We start from the raw sequence: 21352 nt of genomic DNA on the forward strand, positions 1-21352 counted from the left end.
CAATAGAAGCATGATCATGAATTGGAAAAATGTATTGATTGTTGGAGCAATAAGTCTTTTGCCCGCCTCGATGATGGCCCAGGCGAACATCTTGAACGCCAAAAAGCCTGAGGATGTCGGTAAAAAGACCGAGTCTCAATTGGCATTGGACAATGACGCCCCTTTAGAATACGGCTATGTTGACGATAGGGACATTCTCTGGTCAAAAACCGTATGGGAAGTCATTGACCTCGATGAGCGTGTAAACTTTCCGTTGTACTATCCAACCGATACCATCGGTATCAGTAAAGACAGAAGGTCATTGTACCATGTTATGATGAAGAACATCAGAAATGGTAAGTTGACCGATGTGTACACGGATTCGTATTTTACCGAAAAGCGGAATTTCGGCGATTTACAGGCTACCTTGAGCAAGGTCGATACCACTGACCTTGGGTATGAACAATTGAATGCCGGTGAGCAGATTTCACAAGAGTTCATCAACCAGCGTGACCTGACCGCGGCAGATATTGAAGAGTACCGTATCAAAGGCATTTGGTACTTCGATAAACGCCAAGGTGAGTTGAAATATCGTCTTTTGGGCATTGCCCCAGTCGCCCCCGATGTAAACTTCATCGATGACGAATCAATGGATCCAGGTGAAAACAAGGTAGAACTGTTTTGGGTATGGTACCCCAGTGCACGACAAATCTTGCACGATGCCAAGGTATACAACCAACAGAACTCCGCTCGCCCTATCTCATTTGATATGCTGCTGAACGCTAGAAGGTTCAACGGTGTCATCTACAAAGAAGAGAATGTACACGGAGACCGTAAGATTTCCGATTACATTGCAGACAATGCACTGTTCCAACTATTGGAGGCCAATAGGATCAAAGAGCACATCCGCGATAGGGAGCAGGATATGTGGGCGTATTAAGCCTTAACTTTTCCAATTCAACAGATAATAAAGCGTCCTGGGTTTTTCAGGACGTTTTTTTTGCCCGCCTTATAACCAAGAGGTATTCTTAAAAAAAGGATTATACCTTTGCCGCATGCTCGATTATTTGGTCGTTGGTCTAGGTCTTGCGGGAACCGTTTTCTGTGAAGCGCTCGAAGAGCAGGGCAAGACCTTTCATGTGGTTTCAGATGACTCACAGCAAGCTTCCTTGGTGGCAGGGGGGTTGTACAACCCAGTAATCCTTAAGCGCTTTACAATGGCATGGAAGGCTGATGAGCAAATGAAAATCGCTATCCCTTTTTATAAAAAACTGGAGAAAAAATTAAATGCTCAGCTTGACCACACACTTCCTGTACTGAGGAGGTTTGCTTCTGTTCAAGAACAGAACCTTTGGTTTGAAGCAGCTGACAAACCCGGCCTTGAACGGTTTCTATCGCCAAGGATCCTTGAGAACGACAATCCAAAAATCGATGCCCCTTTTGGCTTTGGGCAAGTGCTGTGCACGGGCTGGATAGATACCGAAACATTGATTCGTACGTATGCGTCGTACTTATATTCAAAAGGGACCCTGACCGAAAGACATTTTGACTTTTCGGGGCTAAAGGTTGCCGATGATTTTGTCAGCTATAAAGAATTAAATGCACGACAAGTGGTCTTTGCCACCGGATACGGGTTAAGGCGAAATCCATTTTTTAAGTATCTGCCCTTAAACGGAACCAAGGGAGAACTGTTAAAGATCAAATGTCTTGGGCTGAATGAGAAAAGCATTATCAAATCATCGGTCTTTATCATTCCGTTGGGTCAAGATCTATATCGGGTCGGGGCCACCTATAAATGGAAAGACAAGACCCATCTACCCACAGAAGCTGCCAAGGCAGAGCTGTTGCATAAGGTGCGCACTTTCTTGAAAGCTGATTTTGAAGTGGTCGACCACGTCGCTGGCATCAGGCCCACCGTTGCTGACAGAAGGCCCTTGGTGGGGCGGCATCCTATGCACCAAAGAGTATATGCGTTGAATGGTTTTGGCTCAAGGGGCGTTCTCATTGGCCCTTATGCTGCCAATCAATTGTTGGGCTTCATCGAGAAGGGTACGCCTCTCGACACCGAAATGGATATCGCACGGTTTGCCAAAAAATACTACACCGACTGATTTCTCAGTTTACCAGGGTCGTATTTCACGAAGAAATTAATCCAAATATTCCTTGACAACCTGATAATGATCGGCAGAAACACGACCAAAGTGCCGATGATGGCAAAAAAAGTGGTTTTTAGGGAAGCCCCTAAAAACAAAAAGGAAATCACGAATGCCGCTACGGCAAAAGCCACCCCCACTGCATAGCTCACGTACATGGCACCATAAAAGAACGAGGGCTCCATCTTGTATTTGAAACCGCAGTGCGAACATTTTTCGTGCATCTCAAAAAGTGTGGAAAGGTTGTACGGATTCTTGTTCTTGTACATGCTCTCTTGATGGCACCTTGGACAACTTCCTGTTAAAATACTGTAGAGTTTATTTCCTTTTTTTAACATTTGCAGCGTTTTTGGGCAAAATTACGAATTTGTATCTTCCTAATATGTAACAAAGATTACCGAGATGTTGAACGTTCACGACCTTTCCATTTCCTTTGGTGGGGAATATCTTTTTGAAGAGATCGGTTTTCGACTGAATGCCGGTGACGCGGTAGGCCTCATCGGAAAAAATGGTGCGGGGAAATCGACACTTCTAAAACTTTTGGCAGGTGAGGTCGCACCTGACTCGGGCACGATTGCCACCAATAAAGAGGTCAAAATAGGTTTTCTTGAGCAAGACATCGATTTTGAACAGGGGAAGACGGTCTTGGAGGAGAGCTATCAAGCTTTCGCGGAAATAAAAATGTTGGAAGTCCGACTTGATGAAGTCAACCATCAATTGGCCGAAAGAGACGATTATGAGAGTGGGGCCTACCATCAATTGATCGTAGATCTCAACGAGTTGACCCATCGTTATGAGCTAGTAGGCGGGTATCATTACCAAGGGCAGACCGAAAAAGTATTGTTGGGCCTTGGGTTTAAAAAAGACGACTTTGACAAGCTGACCAACACATTTTCAGGCGGATGGAGAATGCGCATCGAACTGGCCAAACTATTGCTGCAGAACAACGATGTGTTGTTGCTCGATGAGCCAACCAACCATCTTGATATCGAGTCGATCATCTGGCTTGAGCAGTTTTTGAAAGAATATACCGGTGCAGTGGTCATCGTCTCGCATGACAAGATGTTTCTTGATAATGTGACCAATCGAACCATAGAGATTTCCCTGGGCAAGATCTATGACTATAGCAAACCTTACTCTAAATTTTTGCAGTTACGGGCCGAGATACGTGAACAGCAGCTGAACGCGCAAAAAAATCAGGAGCGGGAAATACAACAGGCCGAACGATTGATAGAACGGTTCAGGGCCAAATCATCAAAGGCATCGATGGCGCAATCGCTCATCAAAAAACTCGACAAGATGGAACGTATAGAAGTCGATGTCGATGACAACAGTGCGATGAAGGTTCGTTTTCCCATATCGATTGTTCCAGGTAAAGTTATCGCCGAGCTTGATGGCATATCAAAAAACTACGGTGAAAACGAAGTGCTGCGAGATATCGACCTTCTGATCGAGCGAGATAGCAAAATGGCCTTTGTTGGTCAAAATGGCCAAGGCAAGACCACCTTGGCCAAGATCATCGTGGGTGAGCTTGGCCATGATGGTAAATTGAAAATCGGCCATAATGTGCAAATCGGGTACTTCGCCCAAAACCAGGCAGAGTACCTTGATGGCGGTAAAACGGTGCTAGATACCATGGTTGATGCCGCTACAGAGGCGAATAGAAGCAAGGTGCGTGATATTTTGGGTTCTTTTCTTTTCAGCGGCGATGAGGTTGAAAAATATGTAAAAGTGCTCTCTGGTGGGGAGAAAAATCGATTGGCCTTGGCCAAATTGCTATTACAACCGTTCAATGTTCTGGTCATGGACGAACCCACCAACCATTTAGATATTCAATCAAAGACCGTTTTAAAAGAGGCCCTTAACAACTTTGAAGGTACCCTGATCTTGGTATCCCATGATCGAGATTTTCTACAAGGACTCACCAACAAGGTATATGAGTTCAAAGACAAAAAAATCAAAGAGTATCTGGGAGATATTGATTTTTACCTTGAACAGCGACAGGCACAGAATTTCAGGGAGATTGAAAGAACAGAACCCTCAAGAACAAAGAAAGATACCATCTCATCTGGTCGAGAAGGCTACGAGGCCCAAAAGAAAAAAAAGGCATTGAAGAACAAAGTGTCAAAGGTTGAAAAGAAAATCGCCGATTTAGAAAAAGAAATTGCCGGTATGGACCATGAATTGTTGATGGACTATGACAATGTTGCCGCAAATCCCCATTTTTTTGACGATTACCATGAAAAGAAGGGTAATTTAGATGCGTTGATGCTAGAATGGGAAAACCTTCAAGAAGCCTTGGAAGACTGAAAAAAGACAGTTTTTCTTACATCATCGTGATCTTCACCACAGCTTTTTGAACTTTTACAACAAAATTCGATAGGTACACCAATACAATTTATGATTTGTTGTATATTTGACTCAAATTGTAGGTAAATTCTTATAAACACATATTCAGACCATGAGGAAGCTTATACTTTTAGTCACCTTATCTGTATTTGTTTGGGGGGATATTGTTGCCATGGATGATGTTGCTTCAAGAGAGCGCGCCATTTTATTGGAACTTTATAAGAGCACCAATGGTGACAAATGGGTAGCTCCATGGAATTTAAGTGAACCGGTCTCAAATTGGAAAGGTATTGAGATCAAGAACAATCACGTCACAGGCATCAATCTATTTGCCAATAATCTTAATGGCTCTTTACCTGAGAGTATTGGTGAACTTGAATACTTAGAGCATCTTAACCTGGCGTTCAACAACATCACCGGTGTGTTGCCAAAAGATATCGTTAGGTTAGAGAACCTAAAGGTTTTGAAGTTAGAGATGAACCGAATCAAAGGGGCACTTCCCGAAGAGATAGGAAACCTTAAGAACCTTGAAGAATTCTCGATGTTCAATAACTTTTTAAGTGGCCCGATTCCTATAGGTTTTGGTGAGATGAAACGATTGAAAATCTTGAACCTATCCAGCAATAATTTGAAGGGATTGATTCCAAAATCAATAGGAGATTTGACCCAGTTGGAGGTACTAGGCCTGTTCGAGAACAATTTGGAAGGAGGTATCCCAGAAGAGATGGGCAGATTGGTAAAGCTAAAAGAACTGGTATTGGCCAACAATCAATTGGGTGGTGAAATTCCTGATGAGTTTGGGCAACTGGCAAGTTTGAAGATACTGCAGATACAGAACAACCGATTCGATTCGTTCAAGGGCCTGGAAATGATGGATAAGAACCAATTCTTGGTGTTCGATACCGATGAGCGTGACTTCAACCCGAAATTCAAGACTCTTGATTTTGATAAGACCAGAATGGCCGACACTAAATTTGAAGATGATATCGAAGAAAATGAGTAGTTAGTTATACTTTAGTTTGTTTGGTTTGGGGATGCATTGCATCCCCTTTTTTTATGGTGTTGTGATATGTTAACATTTATGAAATTTTTAACCGTATGCTGAAAGGTTAGACAATAGCTTTGCAAACAGCTAATCGACCTCATTCATGCGTAAAGTCATTATATCGGTACTCGCCGGAGTTGTCATTATCGGTGCTTCAATCTTTGGGGCCCGTTTCATCGCGAATAGCAAAAAAGACAGAAGGCCCAAGCCGCAAAAGGTCGTGAAGACCGTTTTTGTCGATACGGTTAAAAATGGGCTGGTTCCAATCATTGTTCCGGCCAATGGCAATTTGATGGCCAAAAGAAGGGTCGAACTGTACGCAGAGGTACAAGGGGTTTTCAGACCGGGCAGTAAATTGTTCAAAACAGGCCAAAAATATCGGGCCGGTGAGATTTTGATTCGAATAGATGCCTCTGAATATTATGCAAGCGTGCAATCGGCAAAAAGCAATCTTTATAATCTGATCACTTCAATAATGCCGGATCTGCAATTAGATTACCCCGAACACTTCGGCAAATGGCAAACCTATTTGGCCAATTTTGATTTGTCGAAATCGACGCCCCAACTTCCTGAGATTTCTTCTGAAAAGGAAAAATACTTCATCACCGGTCGAGGCATATTCACAAGTTATTACAATGTGAAGAATTTAGAACAGCGATTGTCGAAATATACCATTTATGCCCCTTTTGAGGGTGTTCTGGCCGAAGCTCTGGTGACAGAGGGTACATTGGTGAGGGCTGGACAGAAATTGGGAGAGTTCATCAATACCGGGGTATATGAACTTCAGGTCGCCGTTAGCAAAACGTATGGTGACTTTCTTAGAGTAGGTGAGCAGGTGACCTTGCACAATTTGGAGAAGACCCAAAAATATATTGGTGAAGTGGCCCGTATCAATGGTAGGGTCGATCAAGCCTCGCAGACCATCACCGTGTTCATCGAAGTCAAAGGCGAGCAATTGAAAGAAGGACAATATCTTGAGGCCAATTTAAATGCCAAACAAGAAGAGAACGCCGTTGAGATCAGTCGCTCATTGCTACTTGAGAATAACCAGGTTTTCGTGGTAAGAGATTCGATTTTGGATGTAATCGATGTCTCGCCCGTTTATTTTGGAGAAAAGACCGTGGTCGTAAAAGATATTCCTGATAACACTCCCATAATAGCCAGGCCAGTGACCGGTGCCTATGCGGGTATGTTGGTCAGCGTATTTGATGAGAGCGCCCAAACCGCATCTGAATGAGAAAGGTCATTGAATATTTTATCAAGTACCATGTAGCGGTAAACGCCATTATCGTGGCATTTTTTATTTTCGGCATCGTTGGGGCACTATCGCTTAAATCTTCCTTTTTTCCACTTACGGAATCAAAAAACATATTGATCAGTATTACCTACCCCGGGGCATCGCCCCAAGAGGTTGAAGAAGGCATCGTACTAAAAATAGAAGACAATTTGAAAGGACTTCAAGGTGTTGATAGGGTGACTTCGACTTCTAGGGAAAACTCAGGATCTATCAATGTTGAGATTGAGAAAGGCAGGGATATCGATTTCATGTTGCTTGAAGTAAAGAATGCTGTTGATAGAGTCCCCACATTTCCAACGGGCATGGAACCCTTGGTGGTTTCAAAGCTGGAAGCGGTACGTCAGACCATCAGTTTTGCCATTAGCGGAGAAAACCTGCCCTTGGTCACATTAAAACAGATTGGGAGACAAATCGAAAATGATTTGCGTGCCATCGAAGGTATTTCACAGATTGAAATATCTGGTTATCCTGAAGAGGAAATAGAGATTGCCGTTGATGAAAACAGTTTGTTGGCCTACAACATTTCGTTCAATGAAGTAGCGCTGGCAGTCGGCAATGCCAATATTTTGGTGACGGGCGGCAATATCAAGACCGATGCAGAAGAGTATCTTATAAGGGCCAATAACCGTTCTTATTACGGTGATGAATTGTCAAATGTGATCGTAAGGGCAGATGCCTCTGGTCGAACCATTCGCCTGAAAGATGTGGCTGTCATCCGTGACCGTTTTTCTGAGACGCCCAACAGCTCATATTTTGATGGTAATCTTTCAGTAAATACTACTATTACCAGCACCAATAGTGAAGATTTGATCGGTGCTGCCGAGCAAGTGAAAGAGTATATTGAAGATTTCAATGAAAAGTATGAAAATGTACAGCTGAATGTGGTAAGTGATCTATCAAAAACACTTACTCAGCGTACCCAACTATTGGCCGAGAACGCGGTAATGGGCATAATCTTGGTATTGTTGTTTCTTTCACTTTTCTTGAACACAAGACTGGCATTTTGGGTGGCTTTTGGTCTGCCCATAGCATTCTTGGGCATGTTCGTTTTTGCACCCATGCTCAATGTGACCATTAATGTACTGTCGTTGTTCGGTATGATCATCGTTATCGGTATTTTGGTTGATGACGGCATTGTGATAGCTGAAAACATTTATCAGCATTATGAAAAAGGAAAGAACCCCATTCAGGCGGCCATTGATGGTACCATGGAAGTGATTCCCCCGATCGTATCGGCCATTATCACCACTATTCTTGCTTTTTCGATATTCCTATTTTTAGATGGGCGCATAGGAGATTTCTTCGCCGAGGTCTCGGTGATCGTCATTTTGACCTTGGTGGTCTCATTGGTAGAGGCCCTCATTATATTGCCCGCCCACTTGGCCCACTCAAAAGCGTTGCAACCACAAAGTAAAAAGCAGAAAACAGGAATTGCAAAGGTATTTGCAAAGCTGCGCATCATCAATAAGTTGGGTGATAAGGCCATGGTCTATATGCGTGATAATTGGTACAGCCCGGTCCTTCGGTTTGCCTTGGAATACAAAGTATTGACCTTTGCCCTTTTCATCATGATACTGTTCTTGACCTTTGGTTCCATTGGCGGAGGAATCATCAGAACATCTTTTTTCCCCAGAATTGCCAGTGATAGGGTTGCCATTGAACTGCAAATGCCAAACGGCACGCCCGTAACGGTCACTGATTCGATTATCGGTTTTATCGAGAAAAAGGCCAAAATAGTCAACGAAGAATTGACAAAAGAATATTTGGCCGGAACCGATAAGGTACTTTTTGAAAATATGATCAAGAACATCGGGCCCGGTTCTTCTTCAGCCACGTTAATCATCAACCTGCTTCCTGGTGAGGAAAGGCCTGATGAGGTTCGGGCAGATATAGTGACCGGAAGGCTTAGAGACCTTGTCGGACCGGTGGTCGGTGTCGAAAGCCTTATTTATGGTTCTGGAGGAAATTTTGGTGGTGACCCCGTGTCGGTATCCTTATTGGGAAACAATATCGAAGAGCTAAAGGCCGCAAAACTTGAATTGAAGACGGCACTTGAAGACAATGCCTTGTTGAAAGATGTGGCCGATAACGACCCCGCGGGCATAAAGGAAATAAAACTCGAACTCAAAGAAAATGCCTATTTGTTGGGATTGGACCTACGCTCGGTCATGAACCAAGTGCGTGCAGGATTCTTTGGAGTGCAGGCCCAACGTTTTCAAAGAGGGCAAGATGAGATTAGGGTCTGGGTACGGTATGATCGTGATAACCGTGCCTCGATTATTGACCTTGATGAGATGCGTATCCTTACCCCGACGGGCAATAGGGTGCCCCTGAAAGAAATTGCCAATTATAGTATTGAAAGGGGCGATGTGGCCATCAACCATTTAGATGGCCAACGCGAAATCAGAATATCGGCAGATTTGAAAAACCCCGATGAGACCAGTGCTCCAGATATCATGGCATGGATCCGAAATGACATCATGCCAGAGATTCAGTCAAAATATTCAACCATTACCGCTTCTTATGAAGGTCAGAACCGGGAACGTATCAAACTGATGAATTCATTGAATTTTGTAGGGCTCACCGTGTTGTTTTTGATATACATCACGATCGCCTTTACGTTCAGGAGCTTTAGCCAGCCATTGTTGTTGCTGCTATTGGTGCCCTTTAGCCTTCCTGCCGTGGCCTGGGGCCATTGGTTGCACGGTTTTCCGATCAATATTCTTTCCATGTTGGGTATCATTGCGCTTATTGGCATTATGGTAAATGATGGTTTGGTACTCATCGGAAAGTTCAATGGTAACCTGAGAAGGGGCATGAATTTTGACGAAGCGATATTTGAAGCGGGCCGTTCACGTTTCAGGGCCATCTTTTTGACTTCGGTCACCACTATTGCTGGCCTTGCACCCCTCTTATTGGAAAAAAGCCGTCAGGCACAGTTTTTAAAGCCCATGGCCATTTCTATTGCCTATGGCATAGGGTTTGCCACTGTTTTGACCCTGCTGATGTTGCCATTGTTCCTCTCCTTCAATAACAATGTAAAAGTATTCAGCAAATGGCTAAAGACCGGAGAGAAGGTAAGTAAAGAAGAGGTCGAAAGGGCCATTAAAGAAAAGATCGAAGAAGAACACTTGGTTTCCCAAGGTATTCGTTCTGTCAATGGCGATGAACTACGAAATGGTAAACAAGTGGCACAACAGACCGAATTAGAAGACACATTGAAATGAAAGAAGTGTATCGAGTTCTACCCCTTTTATTTTTTGTTTTTTCATGTACCCTTGAAGCCCAAGAACAACTGTTGGACAAAGAAGTAGCGGTACAATTAATGTTGGAAAACAATTTTGGGGTAAGAATAGCCAAGAACAATGTAGCGGTGGCCAAGAATAACCAAGATATCCTGAATTCGGGTTTTTTGCCCAGTATAACAGGAAATGCAGGGGCAAATTACCAAAGAGACGATTCTACATTTGAGTTCCCCGGACAGTTTTTAAATGATGCTGATGGCAATCCGGTAATCGATGAGGAAACTGGAAATCCGGTGCCCAGACCTGATGCGAGCCTCTATAAGGCCGAAGCGCAGCGATATAATGCAAGCCTTAGGGCCGATTATGTGCTTTTTGACGGACTGGGTAGATTTTATGACTACAAGCGTCTAAAAGAAGAATACAATTTAACCGAACTTCAGGCACGTGAAACCATTGAAACGACCATGCTGCAGCTGTTCTCAGTCTATTATGAGGTCGCACGAATTTCAGAAAATATCCAGATTCTCAGCGAAACCTATAAAAGTACGGCCGACCGATTGAAGCGCGCTGAGTACAGTTTTGAATTTGGGCAAAGCAATAAGCTCGACGTGCTCAATGCTGAAGTAGATCTTGTGAATGACAGTATCAACCTGATGAACGAACGTCAGCTGCTGAAAAATACGATTCGTGACCTTAACATTTTGCTTAACCAAGAATTGGAGAATACATATAAGGTCGATACCACCGTAACATTCACTGACATGTTGATAGTGGAAGATTTCATAGAAAAAGCCGAGAAAAACAACGTCAGCATGTTGCAGGCCGAAAAAAATACCATGATAAATGATTATACCCTTAAGGCAAGTAAATCGGTTTTCTTGCCCACTATTGGGTTAACGGGCTCTTATGGTTGGAATCTCAACCAGAATGCTCCCGGGCCCTTCTTTCCCGGCGTTAATGTCAACAACACAAGAAGTTTTGGGCTAGGGGCAACCTTAACATGGAGTATCTTTGATGGGGGTAGGGGTATCACCCAAATCAAAAATGCCAAAATATTGCTGGAATCGCAAGAAATTCTCAATACGCAGATCCGACAAGAAATAAAACGTGATATTGCCAATGCAAGGGGCAACTATTTCAACCTTTTTGAAGTGTATGAACTGCAAGGGCAGAATGTCAAGACCGCGACGAATAATTACCTGCGTTCGGTTGAACGATACAAGCTTGGCCAGATTACCTCTGTAGAGCTTCGGCAGGCACAGATAAACCTGTTGAACGCCAAAACCAGCAAAAACTTGGCAAAATACAATGCAAAATTGGCCGAGTTGCAATTATTGCAATTGGCGGGTCAGTTGTTGAACGTCGATATATAGGTGCCATGTACGAGCATTATTTTCAATGCCCCTACTGTTGGGAACAAATCTCAATGCTTTTAGACACTTCCATCACCCATCAAGCCTATGTCGAAGATTGTGAGGTATGCTGTAACCCTATCGAGGTAAACTGCTCTTTTCAAGATAATGAATTGACTATGTTCAGTGCGGTTCAACTTGGGCAGTAATTTGCTTACATTTATGCTAAGCCAGCACCTATGATTTTTTCAAAGCTCTTGCCTGCTAAAATATTTCCAATCCTATTGGTAAATTTTATCGGGGTTTTAGGATATAGCATTGTAATACCCATTCTAATTTTCATCGTCATAGATTTTGGCGGCAATGGCTTTGTTTATGGGTTACTTGGGGCAATGTATCCCTTTTTTCAATTTATAGGGGCACCTATCTTAGGAAGACTTTCTGATAGAATTGGAAGAAAAAAGGTGCTCGTTATCAGTCAAGTAGGAACTTTTTTCGCATGGTTGCTCTTTCTTTTGGCCTTTGCTTTGCCCAAGACAGGCTTGTGGTCACAAGACACTGAATTAACAGGGCAATATATCATGACCCTACCGCTGCTGATTATCTTTTTGGCAAGGGTTTTTGATGGGTTTACCGGAGGTAACGTTTCAGTGGCCAATGCCTATCTATCTGATATTTCTACCGATGAAGACCGTAATGCGAATTTTGGTAAAATGGGAGCTTCTACAAGTCTTGGGTTTGTGCTGGGTCCTGCACTGGCCGGTATTTTGGCTTCAACATCTTTGGGCGAAGTATTGCCCTTAATGCTTGCGGCCTCAATTTCTTTAGTGGCAATTTTTGTGATTACCATAAAATTGAAAGAAAGCAACCCGTGTGTTGTTGATACGGCAGAATTGAAGTTAAATTCCTTTAGACGCTTTTTTCAGGTAGAACATAAAGATTGTTATACCGAGGGTGAGTCAGGTATGGGCGACGGTAAGAAAGAAAGCTGGTCAACAATTATGACTGTTCCAGGAATTCCCCTATTATTTGGCGTTTATTTCTTGACTTTTTTGGCATTCAGCCTATTTTATGCAGGCTTGCCCATATATGCCAATACGCTTTTAGAATGGTCGCCCACTGAGCTTGGTTTGTTTCTCACGTACTCAAGCTTTATCATGATAATTGTTCAAGGCCCGGTATTGAGTAGGCTTTCGAAAGTATTGAGCGATAAGATTCTGATTGTTCTGGGATCGCTTTTATTGGCCATAAGTTTTTATTTGCTATCGATCGAAAACATAACGGTAATCTATTTGGGCAACACATTTCTTTCGTTGGGCAATGGTTTGATGTGGCCAAGCTTTTTGGCCTTATTGTCAAAAAAAGGCGATAAACAGAGACAAGGGGCCATTCAAGGTTATGGCAGCAGCATGGGCAGCATTGCCAGTATGTTCGGACTCGTAGCTGGTGGATTATTGTTTGAATCGATGACAACTTTGGTGTTTATAATCGGTGCAGGGGTTTTCTTATTGATTGCGGTTTTGATGTCGATTCAATTTGTCAATGGAAGACCAAAAAGAGTGGTCACAACGGCAGCCTCTTAGCCAAAAGATATTTTATGAACTATTTTACCCATTTATTCAGCACTTTCTTTCTAAAATCTTCAAGATAACTACGGCCAATGGTGTACCTGATACCGTCAATCTCTAAACTATTGCCCTCGATAGATTGTATTTTTTCAATAGCTGCCGTGAAAGAACGATGAATACGTATAAACTTATCTGAAGGAAGCTCTTTTGTGAAACCGCTCAGCGTACTGTGAACAATGTACTTGTCAGAAGTTGTTTTTATTCTGATGTAGTCTTTTAGGCTTTCAACAACGAGAATCTCGTTCAAATAGATTTTTTGTAGCCGTTTGTTGTCAACCTTGACAAAAATGCTAGGGTTTTCAGTAGGGCCTGTATTTTCAGTAGAAGTAGATAGAAGACCGATTATACGGTTAATGGTCTTCAAAAAACGCGGAAAAGAAAAGGGCTTGACCAAATAGTCGATCGCCTGGGCCTCAAAACCTTTTAACGCGTATTCTTCATGTGCTGAAGTGATGACGACCATAGGTTTGATTTTGAGCGTTTCCAAAAAATCAAAACCATCAAGAACAGGCATGTTTATATCCAAAAAAATGATGTCGACCAAGTGGTTTTGCAGGTATGAACTGGCATCCACGGCATTTGAAAAAGTCTGTTCCAATACCAGCTCAGATACTTGTTCAACATAATTTTTCAACACATTGATGGCCAAGGGCTCATCATCTACTATCATAACCTTGAAAGCCATTATACTTTTAGTTTTAGTGAAACTTTGAAGAGGGTTTTATTTTCTTCGACATTGAATTCATATTCATTCGGCGCATAGCCCAATTGAAGTCGTTTTCTGACGTTTGATAGTCCTATTCCCCCTGCTCTTGAGGGTATTCTATCTTTCTTTTCTCCTTTGGGCTTTGTATTTTTTGTCTCAAAATACAAAAAGCTATCGATTACATTGATATTGACACAAATATTCATCTTTCCAATGTTTTTGCTTGCCCCATGTTTGAAACAATTTTCGACCAAGGGAATCAACAACATCGGGGCTATGGCTTTATTTTCGAGATTTCCGGTAATATTGACATCCACCTCCAATGAATCATCGAACCGTATCCGTTCAAGGTCGATATAATTCTGAATACATTCCACTTCCTTTTTCAAGCCCTCTTTCCTTTTCTTGGTGGCATAGAGAAGGTAGCGCATTAAATCTGAGAGTTTCAACACAACCTCAGGCGCCTTATTTGATTTTTCAAGGGTAAGCGAGTAAATATTGTTGAGTGTGTTAAAAAAGAAGTGTGGCGAAACCTGTGATCGTAGAAAACGTAGTTCGGTGGCCATTTGTCGTCTTTCCAACTCGTGAAGTTTGCTGTGCTCTTGCAACCAATCGATGGTAATCTTGATGGCGGTCACAAAAGAAATCACATATAGCTCGCCCAACATCGTTATGATGGCATAGTTTAGGGTGATACTGCTGACCGGTTCGGCCGCCTCGGGCATGACATTGGTGCTAACCAAATAATAGGTAAGGTTGAATTTTACCAAAAGCATCAAGAAGAGGGACAAAAACACCAGTATGACATAAGTGAAATATTTTTTGGTGTGGATAAACTTGGGCATCAAATAATAAATGTTGAAATAGGCCAAGGCTATATGAATAGGAAATCCGATGAGATTGGTCTTCAATGAATATTCGAAGTCATTGTGCAGGCTTCCCCACCTAAGAACATTAAAAATGAAATAGATGGTCCAAAAAATAATGTGGTATTTATAACTGATCTTGTAGTGGGATACTTTCTTTGATTGTATAAGATTATGTAGTTTTTCATTAATGTACATGATAGTAGAAAATTAGTCCATAATGTTAGGTTGTTTAGCCCAAATGAGGGGCTATTGGTCTAATATTATGGTAAGACAAGCATAAATTTATCAATATTAAGGAAAATTGACCGGTATGGGCAGTTACTTTGTGAGTGCCACCCGATCGCACCTAACCAATGAATGGCATGAGAAGTTATGCTTTGGTATTACCCATGGTTTTGTTGCACCTTCTTTTAGGTGCGTTGCCTAATTTGATCGCCCAGAGAATCCCAAACTCGTATATAGCCCATAAGACGACCGATTTCATCGATATAGATGGTCGTGACGATGAAGCTTCTTGGCAAAAAGCAATGTATTCAACACCTTTTATCGATATAGAAGGCGAAAAGGTGCCCAAGTACCGAACAAGAATGAAGATGTTGTGGGACGATGGCTACCTATACATACTGGCCAAGTTGGAAGAACCCCATATTTGGGGAAATCTAAAGCAACGTGATACGGTCGTTTTCTATAACAATGACTTTGAGGTCTTTATTGACCCTGACGGTGACACACACAATTACTATGAGTTGGAACTCAATGCCCTGAATACGGTTTGGGACCTTTTTTTGACAAAACCTTACAGAAACGGCGCCACTGTTCTTGACAGTTGGGATATTCAAGGGCTCAAATCTGCCATTTCAATAGAGGGTACATTGAATGACCCTTCTGATATAGATGATCATTGGATGGTCGAATTGGCCATACCATGGGCTGTTTTGGTAGAGGCGTCGAAAAGTAATGACCCACCCCAGAATGAATTCTGGAGAATCAATTTTTCAAGGGTCAATTGGCAGTTTGATCTAAACGGTGGCCACTATTCCAGAAAAAAGGATGAAAAAGGCAAATACCTGCCCGAATACAATTGGGTCTGGTCGCCCCAAGGGGTCATCAATATGCACGAACCAGAACATTGGGGCTACGTGTACTTCTCAGATCAAGAAGTCGGGGCCGATGTCAAGTTCACTATTCCCAAAGATGAGCACATCAAATGGTCATTGTACAGAGAGTATAGAAAGAAGTTTGCAAATGCCGAGAACAGGCCTTCGAAGAATATCGATGTTTCTGGCAAGACAATCGAACTGTTCACCGATGAGCATCAGAGCGGATGGAACATTTGGGCAATAAGTCCATTTTCAGGCAGAAAACTAACCATTGACCATGATGGAAAGTTCTATGCAAAAGAAGAATAGCCTGCTCAGAATTTCAGACAGGCTCTAAAAAACAACTAACCGAACAAATGAATAAATCACCAATTTTTTTCTTAGTGGTCGCCGCCCTATTGGTAATTGCTTCTTGTAAGAAGAAAAGCCAAGAGCAGAGCGTAAAACAAGCTGTTGACCATGTTGATCCGTTTATCGGCACCGGGGGTCATGGACATACCTTTCCGGGTGCGGTAGTGCCCTTTGGCCGGGTGCAGCCCAGCCCAAGCAATGGAACGGAAGGCTGGGATTGGTGCTCAGGGTATCATATAACGGACTCGATCATTTCAGGATTCGGGCAACTGCACCTGAGCGGCACGGGCATTGGTGACTTGGGCGATATACTGGTTATGCCCACCAATAGACCCGTTGATGTGGCCTACTTTGGTAAAAGCAGGGATAGTTTGCCTTACACCTCCCGGTTTTCACACGATGAGGAAACAGCGCTCCCCGGCTATTATAGCGTTGTTTTGCCCGATAATGATGTTAAGGTCGAACTGACGGCAAATGGGTTTGTGGCGTTCCATAAATATTCGTTTCTCGATACGGGCGTACCCTCATTTATTGTTGACTTAGGATATGCCATCAATTGGGATGACCCAACAGAAAGCCATGTGGTGCTTGATAATGAAAATATGATCGTGGGGTACCGCCACAGCACAGGATGGGCCAGAAACCAAAAGGTCTTCTTTGCGATGAAATCTTCGGCCCCAATCACCAAGGCTGTGTTTGTGGCCGATGGCCAGGAATCGGAGGGTCCGGTAACGGGAGTTAAAACAGGGGCACAATTCTTTTTTGGCGAAAAAGATATGGATACGGTAGCCCTTAAAATCGCCATCTCTTCGGTCAGTATAGAGAATGCCAAAGAAAATTTAAAACTGCACGGAGAAAATACTTCCTTCGAAGAGGTGAAGAACCAAGCTTCGCAACAATGGCAGTCCGCATTGGAAAAAATCAAGGTGGAAACCCCGGTTGATTCATTGAAAACCATTTTTTATACAGCATTGTACCATGCCCAAGTGGCCCCAACACTTTTCAATGACGCGAATGGTGAGTTTCGCCTGCAAAATGATTCTATCATAAAAGCTGATGGAGATATTTTTACCACCTTATCATTATGGGACACCTTCAGGGCAGAACACCCATTGTTGAACATCATTCAGCCAGAAAGGGTCAATGATATGGTGAAGTCGCTGTTGGCCTATTACGATGAACAGGGAAGATTACCGGTTTGGACATTGTATGGCAATGAGACCAATACCATGACGGGCAACCATGGGGTTTCCGTTTTGGTGGAAGCCTTTTTGAAGGGGTATCGCGATTATGATGTAGAAAAGGCCTATTTAGCTGTTCGTGAGACCATGATGGGCGATATACGGGGGCTATCACCTTACAAAGAATATGGATATATTCCTTTTGACAAATTAGACGAATCGGTCACCATATCCCTTGAGTTTGCTTACAATGACTGGTGCGTGGCACAAATGGCACGTGAACTGGGCAAAGATGATGATTACACCTATTTCAGTAAGCGTTCAGAAGCTTTTAAACAGCTGTATGACGCCAGTACTGGTTTTATGCGGGGCAGGTCATCTGATGGTAAAAGCTGGCGTGAACCCTTCGACCCAAAATTTTCGAATCACCGAGAGCATACCGATTATACCGAAGGCAATGCATGGCAGCACAGCTGGTTTGTGTTGCACGATGTTTCTGGGTTTATTGAACTGCATGGTGGTAATGAAGCCTTTGCCCAAAAACTGGAACAACTTTTTACCGAAAGTTCTGAGATTACTGGCGATAATGTTTCGGTTGACATTTCAGGACTCATTGGCCAGTATGCCCATGGCAACGAACCCAGTCACCATATTGCCTATATGTTCAATAAGGCCGACAAGCCTTGGAAGACCCAATACTGGGTACGTGAAATTTTAGATACCCAATATAGTACTCGTCCAGATGGCTTGAGTGGTAATGAAGATTGTGGGCAAATGTCAGCTTGGTATGTGTTTAGTTCACTGGGCCTGTATCCGATGAACCCGGCATCGGGTGAATATGAGCTTGGCAGCCCGGTTTTTGAAAAAGCCACCATAGCACTTCCAGATGGAAAATCATTGGTGGTCAAAGCAGAAGAAACTTCATCAATCAATAGATATATTCAATCGGTCAAACTCAATGGAAAGCCATTGGAGCGAACCTATATTACACACGATGAGCTTATGGCAGGAGGTACGTTGGAATTTGAAATGGGCAAGAATCCCCTGAAGTAAACAAATTTTGGGCAATCCTGATAATTATCGGGACACGAGAGATTCATAAGGTGATAACCTAAAAAATTCCGAAGCCGAGATTCGGAGCAATTAAATCTCGATTATCGAGTAACACGATTTAACCCAGGTTAAAATATTTATGGCAATAGCGGACATTTCAATTATTGTAACCTACATCATTCTAACACTGGTCGTGGGCATTTGGGTCTCGAAAAGGGCTTCGAAGGGCCTTGATTCCTATTTTCTTGGCGGCAACAATATCAAATGGTACTATCTGGGGCTCAGCAACGGGTCGGGTATGTTCGATGTGTCAGGTACCGCATGGATGGTGGGCATACTTTTCCTTTATGGGGCAAAGAGCTTTTTGTTCATGTGGTTATGGCCAATTTTTAACCAAGTCTTCATTATGATGTTCTTGGCGGTATGGATTCGCAGATCCAATATCATGACCGGCTCAGAGTGGATGTTGACCCGCTTTGGTGACGACCGTGCAGGAAGGGCGGCCCATAGTATCGTTGCCATTTTCGCCGTAGTGGCCGCTATCGGATTCATAGCCTATTTTTTTGAGGGTGTGGGAAAGTTTACGACCATTATACTGCCGTGGGACCTAACATGGCAAATAGGCGACACGGTACTATTGCTATCCGAACAGTCTTACGCACTGATCATTATTGGGTTGACCACGCTATATACGGTCAAGGGAGGCATGTTTTCAGTCGTCGCTACAGAAGTACTGCAATATATCATTATGGTACTGGCGGGCATTTTGGTGGCCGGATATGCTTTTTTTGAGATTTCAGATGTACAGATTGACGCCATCATCACAGAAGAATGGAAAAACATCTTTTTTGGTTGGGAATTGGGCACCCATTGGAGTGATAAGTTCCAAGCCTTCAATGATTTGATAGATTCTGAAGGCTATAAAATGTTCGGTGCCTTTATAGGGATGGCCCTTTTCAAAGGTATCTTTGCCAGTATTGCCGGGCCTACCCCCAGTTTTGATATGCAAAGGATTCTCTCTACCAGAACTGTCAAGGAAGCTGCCTATATGAGCGGTTTCACGAATCTTATCTTATTTATCCCAAGATACTTGCTTATTGCGGGTATTGTGGTCATTGGCTTGGTGGTTTTGGCTCCGGGTATGGCAGCAGACGCCGGGCTTACTGGCGCAGAACTCGAAATAATTTTGCCCAAGGTCATCAACTTTCATGTTCCAGTGGGGATCAAGGGATTGTTGTTGGCCGGCTTATTGGCTGCCTTTATGAGCACATTCTCAGCTTTTGTAAACGCTGGGCCCGCATACATCGTAAATGATATCTATAAAAAGTATTTCAAGCAAGAGGCATCTGACAAGCATTATGTAAAGGCCAGCCATATTGCATCGATAGCGGTAGTGGCCTTGGGTGTTTTCATGGGCTTTTTTGCAGAGTCCATAAACTCCCTCACATTGTGGATTTCAAGTTCATTGTATGGAGGTTATGTGATGGCCAATTTTTTAAAGTGGGTCTGGTGGCGCTTTAATGGCTGGGGTTATTTTTGGGGTATGTTGGCAGGCCTTGTGGTGGCAACGGCACAATTTTTTCTACATCAGAACAAGGGAAATTTCATGGAAGGTTCATTTTGGTACGAGATTTCCCATATACATGATATATACCTATTTCCGATTATTTTTGGTTTTTCATTGCTTGGATGTTTATTGGGCACCTATTTAAGCAAACCTACCGAAATGAAAATTTTGACCTCTTTTTATGGTACGGTGCACCCTTGGGGATGGTGGAAGCCCGTTTCAGAAAAATTGATCCAAGAAGGAAAGACAATGGCCAAAAATGGTGAATTTTGGAAAGATATGTTCAACTGTACCATAGGTATAATATGGCAATCAAGTATGATTATCCTTCCCATTTATTTTATGGTGCGCGACTATCCGAAAACCCTTTGGGCCTTGGCGGTATTTCTGATTACTACGGCAGTATTGAAATTTACGTGGTTTGATAAGGTCAGGAAGATTGCTGATTGAATCGATTGTCCACATTATATAAAGAAGAAGCTTGAAAACAAAAACGATGTTACCATGGCAAGACAGGCCCTCAGGGCATACCGAAGTACTTTGGAGGCATACTGACAACCCAATCATTCAACGAGATGCGATACCCACATCGAACAGTATATTCAACAGTGCGGTGGTACCATTTGAAGAGGGTTTTGCAGGGGTCTTCAGATGCGACAACAAAGCGGTGCAGATGAACATTTTTGCCGGTTTCAGCGAAGATGGCCTTCACTGGAACATCGACCATCAACCCATAGCGTTCAAGGCGGGAAACACACAGATGATAGCCTCTGACTATAAATATGATCCACGGGTCACGTTTATCGAAGACCGCTATTGGATCACATGGTGCAATGGGTATCACGGCCCAACAATAGGTATCGGTTATACCTACGACTTCAAGGATTTTTTTCAATGTGAGAACGCTTTTTTGCCCTTTAATAGAAACGGGGTGCTCTTTCCTGAAAAAATCAATGGCAAATACGCTATGTTGAGCCGCCCAAGCGACAATGGCCATACCCCTTTTGGGGATATCTATGTAAGTTACAGCCCTGATATGAAATATTGGGGCGAACATCGATGCGTGATGAAGGCCACTGCGTTTGTCGATAGTGCATGGCAGTGTACAAAAATAGGGGCAGGCCCTATACCTATTTTGGTCGATGAGGGCTGGTTGATGTTCTATCACGGGGTCATCAATACCTGCAATGGCTTTCGATACGCCATGGGTGCGGCAATTTTGGATAAAGATCGACCCGATCAGGTGAAATACAGAACACAGCCCTATCTACTGACTCCGCAGACCCAATATGAATGTGTAGGTGATGTGCCCAATGTGGTTTTTCCGTGTGCGGCACTGCATTCCATAGATGAAGACAAAGTGGCCATTTATTACGGTGCGGCCGATACAGTGGTGGGTTTGGCCTATGGCCGATTGTCAGAGATTGTGCGGTTTACGATTGAGAACAGCTTGTGAAACCATCATAGCGTTATGGCA

At 43.1% G+C, this 21352-nt stretch carries 16 protein-coding genes; 13 read left to right on the plus strand and 3 right to left on the minus strand.

What is annotated here, in order from left to right:
- Nucleotides 1-16: 16 nt before the first annotated feature.
- Nucleotides 17-919 (plus strand): gliding motility protein GldN, encoded by a 903-nt coding sequence (gene gldN, locus L0P89_RS10190; protein WP_235264999.1) that lies wholly within the window; start codon nucleotides 17-19, stop codon nucleotides 917-919.
- 115 nt (nucleotides 920-1034) lie between these two features.
- Nucleotides 1035-2090: an NAD(P)/FAD-dependent oxidoreductase gene (locus L0P89_RS10195; protein WP_235265000.1), complete on the plus strand. Its 1056-nt coding sequence runs from the start codon at nucleotides 1035-1037 to the stop codon at nucleotides 2088-2090.
- Here L0P89_RS10195 and L0P89_RS10200 read toward each other — a convergent pair.
- Nucleotides 2078-2470, minus strand: a complete 393-nt coding sequence (locus tag L0P89_RS10200) for a DUF983 domain-containing protein (protein ID WP_235265001.1) — start codon at nucleotides 2468-2470, stop codon at nucleotides 2078-2080. The two genes, L0P89_RS10195 and L0P89_RS10200, sit on opposite strands and share 13 nt — an antisense overlap.
- 64 nt (nucleotides 2471-2534) lie before the next feature.
- Between L0P89_RS10200 and L0P89_RS10205 the strand changes: the two genes are divergently transcribed.
- The 7 genes from L0P89_RS10205 to L0P89_RS10235 all read left to right on the plus strand — a co-directional run bounded on the left by L0P89_RS10205 (nucleotide 2535) and on the right by L0P89_RS10235 (nucleotide 13003).
- On the plus strand, nucleotides 2535-4442 hold the full coding sequence (locus tag L0P89_RS10205; RefSeq protein WP_235265002.1) for an ABC-F family ATP-binding cassette domain-containing protein: 1908 nt from the start codon (nucleotides 2535-2537) through the stop codon (nucleotides 4440-4442).
- A 151-nt stretch (nucleotides 4443-4593) separates the two neighbouring features.
- Nucleotides 4594-5484: a hypothetical protein gene (locus tag L0P89_RS10210; protein WP_235265003.1), complete on the plus strand. Its 891-nt coding sequence runs from the start codon at nucleotides 4594-4596 to the stop codon at nucleotides 5482-5484.
- Between the two features lie 145 nt (nucleotides 5485-5629).
- On the plus strand, nucleotides 5630-6763 hold the full coding sequence (locus tag L0P89_RS10215) for an efflux RND transporter periplasmic adaptor subunit (protein WP_235265004.1): 1134 nt from the start codon (nucleotides 5630-5632) through the stop codon (nucleotides 6761-6763).
- Nucleotides 6760-10050: an efflux RND transporter permease subunit gene (locus tag L0P89_RS10220; protein WP_235265005.1), complete on the plus strand. Its 3291-nt coding sequence runs from the start codon at nucleotides 6760-6762 to the stop codon at nucleotides 10048-10050. The genes L0P89_RS10215 and L0P89_RS10220 overlap by 4 nt, the downstream gene beginning before the upstream one ends.
- Nucleotides 10047-11441, plus strand: a complete 1395-nt coding sequence (locus L0P89_RS10225; protein WP_235265006.1) for a TolC family protein — start codon at nucleotides 10047-10049, stop codon at nucleotides 11439-11441. The genes L0P89_RS10220 and L0P89_RS10225 overlap by 4 nt, the downstream gene beginning before the upstream one ends.
- 5 nt (nucleotides 11442-11446) lie before the next feature.
- The gene (locus L0P89_RS10230; RefSeq protein WP_235265007.1) at nucleotides 11447-11629 is read left to right on the plus strand and encodes a CPXCG motif-containing cysteine-rich protein; all 183 of its coding nucleotides are present in this window, start codon (nucleotides 11447-11449) and stop codon (nucleotides 11627-11629) included.
- Between the two features lie 30 nt (nucleotides 11630-11659).
- On the plus strand, nucleotides 11660-13003 hold the full coding sequence (locus L0P89_RS10235) for an MFS transporter (RefSeq protein WP_235265008.1): 1344 nt from the start codon (nucleotides 11660-11662) through the stop codon (nucleotides 13001-13003).
- Between the two features lie 19 nt (nucleotides 13004-13022).
- On the opposite strand, the gene L0P89_RS10240 is transcribed toward L0P89_RS10235, so the two are convergent.
- Both L0P89_RS10240 and L0P89_RS10245 read right to left on the minus strand, forming a co-directional pair.
- A complete protein-coding gene (locus L0P89_RS10240) occupies nucleotides 13023-13733 on the minus strand; it encodes a LytTR family DNA-binding domain-containing protein (protein WP_235265009.1) in 711 nt (236 codons plus the stop codon).
- Entirely contained in the window at nucleotides 13733-14818 is a 1086-nt protein-coding gene (locus tag L0P89_RS10245) for a sensor histidine kinase (protein ID WP_235265010.1), read from the minus strand. The genes L0P89_RS10240 and L0P89_RS10245 overlap by 1 nt, the downstream gene beginning before the upstream one ends.
- Before the next feature lie 167 nt (nucleotides 14819-14985).
- On the opposite strand from L0P89_RS10245, the gene L0P89_RS10250 reads away from it, so the two are divergent.
- The 4 genes from L0P89_RS10250 (at nucleotide 14986) to L0P89_RS10265 (ending at nucleotide 21331) form a co-directional block, all read left to right on the plus strand.
- Entirely contained in the window at nucleotides 14986-16032 is a 1047-nt protein-coding gene (locus L0P89_RS10250) for a carbohydrate-binding family 9-like protein (RefSeq protein ID WP_235265011.1), read from the plus strand.
- A 47-nt stretch (nucleotides 16033-16079) separates the two neighbouring features.
- Nucleotides 16080-18308 (plus strand): GH92 family glycosyl hydrolase, encoded by a 2229-nt coding sequence (locus L0P89_RS10255; protein ID WP_235265012.1) that lies wholly within the window; start codon nucleotides 16080-16082, stop codon nucleotides 18306-18308.
- A 139-nt stretch (nucleotides 18309-18447) separates the two neighbouring features.
- Nucleotides 18448-20325 carry a sodium:solute symporter family protein gene (locus tag L0P89_RS10260; protein ID WP_235265013.1) on the plus strand — a complete coding sequence of 626 codons (1878 nt, stop codon included), beginning with the start codon at nucleotides 18448-18450 and terminating at the stop codon, nucleotides 20323-20325.
- 46 nt (nucleotides 20326-20371) lie between these two features.
- The gene (locus tag L0P89_RS10265) at nucleotides 20372-21331 is read left to right on the plus strand and encodes a glycoside hydrolase family 130 protein (protein ID WP_235268024.1); all 960 of its coding nucleotides are present in this window, start codon (nucleotides 20372-20374) and stop codon (nucleotides 21329-21331) included.
- Nucleotides 21332-21352: the final 21 nt, after the last annotated feature.

This window comes from Muricauda sp. SCSIO 65647 (assembly GCF_021534965.1).
GTDB lineage: Bacteria > Bacteroidota > Bacteroidia > Flavobacteriales > Flavobacteriaceae > Flagellimonas_A.

Excerpts from the sequence above, each read along its gene's own strand:
- L0P89_RS10210 (WP_235265003.1), top strand. The coding sequence starts at position 4,594 with ATGAGGAAGCTTATACTTTTAGTCACCTTATCTGTATTTGTTTGGGGG.
- L0P89_RS10235 (WP_235265008.1), top strand. The coding sequence starts at position 11,660 with ATGATTTTTTCAAAGCTCTTGCCTGCTAAAATATTTCCAATCCTATTG.
- L0P89_RS10265 (WP_235268024.1), top strand. The coding sequence starts at position 20,372 with ATGTTACCATGGCAAGACAGGCCCTCAGGGCATACCGAAGTACTTTGG.
- L0P89_RS10220 (WP_235265005.1), top strand. The coding sequence starts at position 6,760 with ATGAGAAAGGTCATTGAATATTTTATCAAGTACCATGTAGCGGTAAAC.
- L0P89_RS10255 (WP_235265012.1), top strand. The coding sequence starts at position 16,080 with ATGAATAAATCACCAATTTTTTTCTTAGTGGTCGCCGCCCTATTGGTA.
- L0P89_RS10230 (WP_235265007.1), top strand. The coding sequence starts at position 11,447 with ATGTACGAGCATTATTTTCAATGCCCCTACTGTTGGGAACAAATCTCA.
- L0P89_RS10245 (WP_235265010.1), bottom strand. The coding sequence starts at position 14,818 with ATGTACATTAATGAAAAACTACATAATCTTATACAATCAAAGAAAGTA.
- L0P89_RS10205 (WP_235265002.1), top strand. The coding sequence starts at position 2,535 with ATGTTGAACGTTCACGACCTTTCCATTTCCTTTGGTGGGGAATATCTT.
- L0P89_RS10225 (WP_235265006.1), top strand. The coding sequence starts at position 10,047 with ATGAAAGAAGTGTATCGAGTTCTACCCCTTTTATTTTTTGTTTTTTCA.
- gldN (WP_235264999.1), top strand. The coding sequence starts at position 17 with ATGAATTGGAAAAATGTATTGATTGTTGGAGCAATAAGTCTTTTGCCC.
- L0P89_RS10215 (WP_235265004.1), top strand. The coding sequence starts at position 5,630 with ATGCGTAAAGTCATTATATCGGTACTCGCCGGAGTTGTCATTATCGGT.
- L0P89_RS10195 (WP_235265000.1), top strand. The coding sequence starts at position 1,035 with ATGCTCGATTATTTGGTCGTTGGTCTAGGTCTTGCGGGAACCGTTTTC.
- L0P89_RS10240 (WP_235265009.1), bottom strand. The coding sequence starts at position 13,733 with ATGGCTTTCAAGGTTATGATAGTAGATGATGAGCCCTTGGCCATCAAT.
- L0P89_RS10200 (WP_235265001.1), bottom strand. The coding sequence starts at position 2,470 with ATGTTAAAAAAAGGAAATAAACTCTACAGTATTTTAACAGGAAGTTGT.
- L0P89_RS10250 (WP_235265011.1), top strand. The coding sequence starts at position 14,986 with ATGAGAAGTTATGCTTTGGTATTACCCATGGTTTTGTTGCACCTTCTT.
- L0P89_RS10260 (WP_235265013.1), top strand. The coding sequence starts at position 18,448 with ATGGCAATAGCGGACATTTCAATTATTGTAACCTACATCATTCTAACA.